General features: G+C 53.9%; 7 protein-coding genes and 3 tRNA genes. 4 read left to right on the top strand and 6 right to left on the bottom strand.

Annotation, left to right across the window (positions count from 1 at the left end):
* Positions 1-82: 82 nt before the first annotated feature.
* From PLU01S_RS02420 to hslO, 5 genes are all read right to left on the bottom strand, one after another.
* A tRNA-Thr gene (locus PLU01S_RS02420) sits at positions 83-158 on the bottom strand.
* A 14-nt stretch (positions 159-172) separates the two neighbouring features.
* Positions 173-246: transfer RNA gene (locus tag PLU01S_RS02415), tRNA-Gly, on the bottom strand.
* Between the two features lie 22 nt (positions 247-268).
* Positions 269-353, bottom strand: a tRNA-Tyr gene (locus tag PLU01S_RS02410).
* A 223-nt stretch (positions 354-576) separates the two neighbouring features.
* On the bottom strand, positions 577-2,118 hold the full coding sequence (locus PLU01S_RS02405; protein ID WP_074821650.1) for a phosphoenolpyruvate carboxykinase: 1,542 nt from the start codon (positions 2,116-2,118) through the stop codon (positions 577-579).
* A 118-nt stretch (positions 2,119-2,236) separates the two neighbouring features.
* A complete protein-coding gene (gene hslO, locus PLU01S_RS02400; protein ID WP_074821755.1) occupies positions 2,237-3,130 on the bottom strand; it encodes an Hsp33 family molecular chaperone HslO in 894 nt (297 codons plus the stop codon).
* A 96-nt stretch (positions 3,131-3,226) separates the two neighbouring features.
* Between hslO and PLU01S_RS02395 the strand changes: the two genes are divergently transcribed.
* Complete coding sequence (locus PLU01S_RS02395) at positions 3,227-4,027, top strand: phosphatase PAP2 family protein (protein ID WP_074821646.1); 801 nt, start codon at positions 3,227-3,229, stop codon at positions 4,025-4,027.
* 8 nt (positions 4,028-4,035) lie between these two features.
* Here the strand turns inward: PLU01S_RS02395 and PLU01S_RS02390 are convergent, their stop codons facing one another.
* Positions 4,036-4,452 carry an RNA-binding S4 domain-containing protein gene (locus tag PLU01S_RS02390; protein ID WP_010796733.1) on the bottom strand — a complete coding sequence of 139 codons (417 nt, stop codon included), beginning with the start codon at positions 4,450-4,452 and terminating at the stop codon, positions 4,036-4,038.
* A gap of 77 nt (positions 4,453-4,529) precedes the next feature.
* Between PLU01S_RS02390 and rimA the strand changes: the two genes are divergently transcribed.
* From rimA to rimK, 3 genes are read left to right on the top strand one after another with little or no spacing between them, the layout of a single operon-like run.
* Positions 4,530-5,309: a S6 modification regulatory phosphodiesterase RimA gene (gene rimA / locus PLU01S_RS02385; protein ID WP_074821643.1), complete on the top strand. Its 780-nt coding sequence runs from the start codon at positions 4,530-4,532 to the stop codon at positions 5,307-5,309.
* 21 nt (positions 5,310-5,330) lie between these two features.
* Complete coding sequence (gene rimB, locus PLU01S_RS02380) at positions 5,331-5,807, top strand: retropepsin-like aspartic endopeptidase RimB (RefSeq protein WP_010796731.1); 477 nt, start codon at positions 5,331-5,333, stop codon at positions 5,805-5,807.
* Positions 5,804-6,709 carry a 30S ribosomal protein S6--L-glutamate ligase gene (rimK, locus tag PLU01S_RS02375; protein WP_010796730.1) on the top strand — a complete coding sequence of 302 codons (906 nt, stop codon included), beginning with the start codon at positions 5,804-5,806 and terminating at the stop codon, positions 6,707-6,709. Before rimB ends, rimK begins: the two co-directional genes overlap by 4 nt.
* The last annotated feature ends 1 nt before the right edge of the window (position 6,710 follow it).

Here is a 6,710-nt window from a genome sequence, read left to right as displayed (position 1 = left end):
TCGACACTCTCTCCCATCAAGAATTGAGCAAGTAACGCCACCATAAAATAAAGGCAGATATTCTCATATCTGCCCTTAATAATGGAGCTCATGAGCGGATTTGAACCGCTGACCTCACCCTTACCAAGGGTGTGCTCTACCAACTGAGCTACATGAGCAAACTACAACAAACTGGAGCGGGTAGCGGGAATCGAACCCGCATCATCAGCTTGGAAGGCTGAGGTTCTACCACTGAACTATACCCGCAGAGCCTGTAGCTCTTGCAATTTGGTGGAGGGAGAAGGATTCGAACCTTCGAAGTCGTAGACGTCAGATTTACAGTCTGATCCCTTTGGCCGCTCGGGAATCCCTCCAAAGGAGGCAGCATTCTATTTGCTTGCTGCCGTCGTGTCAAGGATTTTCTTACTTTTCCTCAACTTACGTTGCCTTGACCGCCAACCAATGGACTTACATGTTCAAGGCGGGCGCATTTTATGCATTTAATTTTTCACATGCAATCATTAAATGCGTTTTTCTTAAATTTTTTCTTAAAAAACAAAGGGTCGCTTAAGCGACCCTTTGTTTTCAGCCTAACGATTATAACTGTGGACCAGCTGCCTTGATCGCTTCGGAGACGCCACTGAACTTTTTGAAGTTCTCGATGAACTTGCCTGCCAGCGCCTTGGCCGATTCATCATAGGCATTTTTATCCTCCCAAGTGTTACGCGGGTTGAGCAATGCAGTATCGACACCAGCTACGACCTTGGGAACATCAAGGTTGATAATGGGCAAATGCTCGGTCTCAACATCGACCAGCGCCCCACTTTGAATAGCAGCAATCACTGCTCGTGTCGTTGGGATATTGAAGCGCTTGCCTACACCGTAACCGCCCCCGGTCCACCCAGTGTTCACCAGGTAAACTTTGGAGCCGAACCCATTGATACGCTTGATGAGAAGCTCAGCGTACTCGGCCGCCGGACGCGGGAAGAAGGGTGCACCGAAACAGGTAGAGAAAGTGGATTTGATGCCAGCCCCCGATCCCATTTCAGTAGAACCCACCAGCGCAGTGTAACCCGAAAGGAAATGATAAGCCGCCTGCTCGTTATTAAGGATAGATACAGGAGGCAGCACACCCGTCAGATCGCAGGTGAGAAAGATTACTGCATTAGGCTCGCCACCGCGGTTCAGTTCCGCACGCTTTTCGATCAACTCACGAGGATAGGCCGCCCGGCTGTTCTGGGTCAGACTATCGTCCGAATAATCTGGCTGGCGCGACTGTGGATCAAGCACCACGTTTTCCAGCACAGCGCCGAACTGAATGGCTTTCCAGATGACAGGCTCATTCTTTTCGGACAGGTCGATACACTTAGCATAGCAGCCGCCCTCTATATTAAAGACGGTGCCGACACCCCAGCCATGCTCGTCGTCACCGATCAGGTAACGGCTTTCATCGGCAGATAGCGTCGTCTTACCTGTTCCCGACAGGCCAAAGAACAGCGTAACGTCGCCCTCTTCGCCCATGTTGGCCGCACAGTGCATAGGAAGTACATCATGCTCAGGCAGCAGGAAGTTTTGCACCGAGAACATGGCCTTCTTCATTTCACCGGCATAACGCATGCCCGCGATTAATACCTTGCGAGCAGCAAAGTTAATGATGACGGTGCCATCGGAATTGGTTCCATCACGCTCCGGCTCGCAGACAAACCAAGGGGCGTTAAGGATTTCCCACTCCTGGCGGGACTGAGGGTTGTAACTTTCCGGGTTGATGAACAGGCAACGGCCAAACAGGTTGTGCCAGGCGGTTTCCGTAGTCATCTTGACTGCAAGGTAGTGCTCTGGATCGGAGCCTACATGCACATGCGAAACGAAGTGATCCCGCTCACCTACATAGGTTGAAACGCGATCCCATAGCGCATCGAACTTTTCCGCTGGAAAAGGACGGTTGATAGAACCCCAATCGATGGCATCACGGGTAGACGACTCTTCAACAATGAAGCGGTCGGCTGGCGAGCGGCCGGTGCGATGTCCAGTCTTGACTACAAGAGAGCCATTGGCGGCTAACTCACCCTCGCCGCGCCGAAGCGCCTCTTCTACCAGCTGCGCGGCGCTAATATCGGTATAAACGTTGGCTTGCGTCATGTAGTTCCCCGTCGGCCCTCGGCCGGTCCTTTTGCGTTTTGTAGCTTAACCCGAGTTTGGCTACATAAAAAACGAAGTCGCGCGATTATGCCAGAAAGCCTATTCCTGAATGCAATGCTTAGTGACGGGTTTCTTGCGGTGTTTGGCTTCCACCGCCTGCAAAAATCTGCGCGACATCGGCAGCGTCGAACAGGTATCGCTGATTGCAGAACTGGCAGTCGATTTCTATCTGACCACCCTGCTCCTGCAATAGCAGTTCGACATCTTCCTGGCCCACAGAGACAAGCGCATTGGCAGAACGTTCCCTAGAACAGCCACAATGGAATTCGACGATTTGAGGATCAAAGACTCTGACGGTTTCTTCATGATAGAGACGATGAAGTACCGTTTCGTTGGGTAACCCCAACAGCTCTTCTGCAGTCAGCGTATTGCCGAGGGTTGTAAGGTGCTCCCAGCTGGCGTCGCGCGACTCTTTGTCCTTGTGTTTGTCCGCTGGCAGCTGTTGGAGCAGGAGCCCACGAGCGCGCCGTCCATCGGCATTGAGCCAGAAGCGGGTAGGCAGCTGCTCGGACGTGGCGAAGTAGCCTGAAAGGCATTCAGCGAGCGTCTGGCCTTCGAGAGGAACGATCCCTTGATAACGCTGACCGTTGGTCGGATCGACCGTAATGGCAAGAATACCTTCGGGCATTAGATCTTTCAGCGTGGCATCAGGAGCGATGTCGTCGGCATTGTAGCGGGCGATACCGCGCACCTCTCGGGCGCTCGAGCACTCCACCATCAATAGAGGAATCGCACCGCTGGAGCGTGCCTGCAATACCAGCAGACCGTCGAACTTGAGCGTGCCGCACAGCAAGGCAGCTGCTGCAAGCATTTCACCCAACAGCTGCGCGACGGGTTCTGGATAGGGGTGTTTGGCAAGCACCTCTACATAGCTTCTTTCAAGCAATGCAAGTTCGCCGCGAACGTCGGTGTCTTCAAACAGGAAACGCTGTGTGTAATCGAATGGGGTCATGACAAAAGTACGCTTGAACAGGGAAAATGACAAAAGCGTGACAACACTCCCGTGCGGTCACGCTTTCTGTTTATTCATATGGATTCATTTCATTCTATGGACAATGCCACACTCTTCCAAGCCAAGTGGCAATGGCGAGCATTTCTAATCAGCCACCTCGTGGCGCTGCTGTTGATTATTCTCTGGCTTATCCCTTCCGTACGCACCACTCTTCTGGATCTGGATGCGCATCTCTTCCGTGCGCTGAACGCACCGCTGGAAAGCAATACGGTCTGGCTACACGTCTGGGCCGTTGCCAGCCTGAGGCCATTCGACATCGTTGTGGGCATCATTCTTCTCACACTTACGATACGTGGGAATTGGGTGTTCAAACCAGAGCAGGTCCGTAGCGCCTTCTTCGGCTTGCTTACGGTACTGCTAGCCTTGCTGCTGATCCGCAACCTGTTCACCAAGGCTATCGAAGCCGCCGGCCTGCAGCATGCCAGTCCATCCGACATGCTGACGTATGCCATTCACATGAGCGATTACTTCCAGTCCTGGGAAAAGGCCTGGGAGCTCAAAGATCGCTCCGGCGCCAGCTTTCCGGGGGATCATGCTTCGGTTCTTCTGCTCTGGGGCCTCTTTCTAACGGCTTTTACGCGCAACCCATTACAACTTATCGTCACTTGGCTACTGGTAATGCTTTTCATGATGCCGCGCCTGGTCGCCGGTGCTCACTGGGCTTCGGATGACTATATGGGCGGTATTGCCGTTGCACTACTGGCAATGGCCTGGGGGTTTTATACGCCGCTGGCCAATGCCGGTAGCCGCATGTTCCTTCGTTTAACTGCGCCGCTGTTTCGTGTAGCAGCTCATATTCCTGTTATCCGGCAGATGAGCCTGGTCAAGCACTACTGACTGCTCATCTAGTCATTGGCCCGAGAATCAGCGTCGCCCCGGAATCGATGAATCTGACGGCGCTGTTTCTTGGTTGGCCTTCCATCCGTTGCCAACCCAAGCGCTCCTGCCTTGCGCATGGCCGTAGCCCGCTCGCGACGCTCAAGACTTTCCTCTGTCTCCCGATACAGTAACTGGGCCTCGGGTGCTCCGCGACGCTGTTGAGACAGGGAGAGGACTATGACGGTCTTCTCATCGAACCCCTGACGAATCGTCAGCTCATCACCGACCTTGGGCTCTTTGCTGGGCTTACACCGCTCACCCCGACATTGAACCTTGCCTCCTTCTATAGCAGCCTTGGCCAGTGCTCGTGTCTTGAAGAACCGTGCAGCCCACAGCCACTTATCCAGGCGGACTTTTTCATCTATATCTTGAATAGACGTCATTAACGAAAACGCTCCGAATACTTATCAATTTTTGCCATTAGACCAGGGCTGGTTACGGGCATTCTAACGGTACGATCATGAAGACCTTCTTTCCTGAAGAATTAACCAACCCTATGCGCTGCCAGGGCTGCCACCAGAGTGAACCCCTTGGGTTCGATTTCGCCTTTGCCTATCAGCCTATTGTTGACGTAACCACTCGCAGTATCTTTGCTCACGAGGCGCTGGTCCGTGGCCCGGAAGGCCAGGGTGCGCTTTCAGTGCTTGAGCGGGTGGATGCGCATAACCGCTATCGTTTCGATCAGTTATGCCGCACCAAGGCGATTTCAGGCGCAGCAAAGCTTGGAATGAAGGAAAAACTTTCCATCAACTTTCTTCCAAATGCCGTCTATCGACCGGAGCTGTGCATTCGCAGCACACTGGAGGCGGCCAAACGGCATGACTTTCCGTTGAGCAATCTTATTTTTGAAACAGTTGAAAGCGAGCATATTGGTGATAGCCAGCATCTAACGCATATCCTGAAGGAATATCGCCAGTTCGGCTTCATGACGGCGATTGACGACTTTGGTGCCGGACATTCAGACTTGAACCTGCTAGCCGCTTTTCAACCGGATCTGATCAAGCTGGATATGGCCTTGATTCGCAATATCGATCATGATCGAGTCCGGCAGGCCATTGTTCGAGCCGTCGTCTCCATGTGTACGGAGTTGAACATCCAGATCATTGCCGAAGGTATTGAAACCGCTGCCGAGCGTGATTGCCTGCGTGACATTGGTATCACGTTGATGCAGGGTTACTGGTTTGCCAAGCCTGCGTTCAATGCGCTGGCCTCCATCGATAAGCAGATATGGGGACACTGATCCCGACTTCAAGGATTACGCTTGGACACACTCGACGAGCTGGCCATTATCGGCCTACGTGAATGGGTCGCCCTGCCGGACCTGGGCGTAATCGGCCTGAGGGCCAAGATCGACACAGGTGCGAGCACTTCAGCCCTGCATGCAACGGAAGTTGTTCCTTTTGAGCGTAACGGTGAACGCTGGGTGCGTTTTACGGTCCATCTGGGCACACTGGTGCAGTCCCGGCACCGGCATTGCGAAGCCCCGTTGGTAGCCAAGAAGACCATACGAAGCTCCAATGGCCATGCTCAGAACCGCTATGTGATTCGAACCAATCTCGCTCTGGGTAATCGATCCTGGCCAGTGGAATTTACCCTGGCCTGCCGCAAGAGCATGCGTTACCGCATGCTTCTAGGCTCGAAAGCCTTGGTCGAGGGTGGCCTGATCGTGAATCCGGCCGTCAGCTATGCGCAAGACAAACCCATCCTATCCCTCTCTCCCGCTCCGGGTGCTGCATGAAAATCGCTGTGCTGTCGCGTAATCCTCGCCTGTATTCCACTCGTCGCCTGGTGGAAGCCGGGGAGCAACGTGGTCATCAGATGGTCGTGATCGATACGTTGCGCGCGTATATGAATATCGCAAGCCACAAACCGCAGATTCACTATAGAGGCAAGCCGCTCGAAGACTTCGATGCCGTGATTCCGCGAATTGGGGCATCGGTAACGTTTTATGGCTGCGCAGTGCTGCGGCAGTTCGAAATGATGGGCGTCTTTCCGCTCAATGAGTCCGTCGCCATCAGCCGAGCCCGAGACAAGCTGCGCTCCCTACAGTTGATGTCACGCAAGGGTGTTGGCCTGCCGGTGACAGGCTTTGCGCACTCTCCAGATGATGTACCGGACCTTATCCGCATGGTTGGCGGTGCTCCGCTGGTCATCAAGCTGCTGGAGGGTACTCAGGGAATCGGCGTGGTGCTGTGTGAAACCGAAAAGGCTGCCGAGTCGGTACTGGAAGCATTCATGGGACTCAAGCAGAACATCATGGTGCAGGAGTATATCCGCGAGGCAGGCGGTGCGGATATTCGCTGCTTTGTGGTGGGTGACAAGGTGATTGCCGCCATGAAACGTCAGGCCAAGCCCGGTGAGTTTCGCTCCAACCTGCATCGCGGCGGCACGGCAAGCCTGGTGAAAATTACGCCTGAAGAGCGTATGGCCGCCATTAGAGCCGCCAAGGTGCTGGGGCTGAATGTGGCCGGTGTCGATATTCTTCGCTCCAATCATGGTCCGCTGGTCATGGAGGTGAACTCTTCACCGGGCCTGGAAGGCATCGAGCAAACGACCAACCAGGACATTGCGGGCATGATCATCCAGTATCTGGAAAAGAACAGTGGCCCCAACCTGACACGTACCAAAGGCAAAGGCTAAG

The organism is Pseudomonas luteola NBRC 103146 (genome assembly GCF_002091675.1).
Taxonomy (GTDB): Bacteria; Pseudomonadota; Gammaproteobacteria; order Pseudomonadales; family Pseudomonadaceae; genus Chryseomonas; species Chryseomonas luteola.
Note: the sequence above shows the minus strand (reverse complement) of the source record. Positions and strands in the feature narration are given on the sequence as shown.

Excerpts from the sequence above, each read along its gene's own strand:
- PLU01S_RS02395 (WP_074821646.1), top strand. The coding sequence starts at position 3,227 with ATGGACAATGCCACACTCTTCCAAGCCAAGTGGCAATGGCGAGCATTT.
- PLU01S_RS02390 (WP_010796733.1), bottom strand. The coding sequence starts at position 4,452 with ATGACGTCTATTCAAGATATAGATGAAAAAGTCCGCCTGGATAAGTGG.
- PLU01S_RS02405 (WP_074821650.1), bottom strand. The coding sequence starts at position 2,118 with ATGACGCAAGCCAACGTTTATACCGATATTAGCGCCGCGCAGCTGGTA.
- hslO (WP_074821755.1), bottom strand. The coding sequence starts at position 3,130 with ATGACCCCATTCGATTACACACAGCGTTTCCTGTTTGAAGACACCGAC.
- rimK (WP_010796730.1), top strand. The coding sequence starts at position 5,804 with ATGAAAATCGCTGTGCTGTCGCGTAATCCTCGCCTGTATTCCACTCGT.
- rimA (WP_074821643.1), top strand. The coding sequence starts at position 4,530 with ATGAAGACCTTCTTTCCTGAAGAATTAACCAACCCTATGCGCTGCCAG.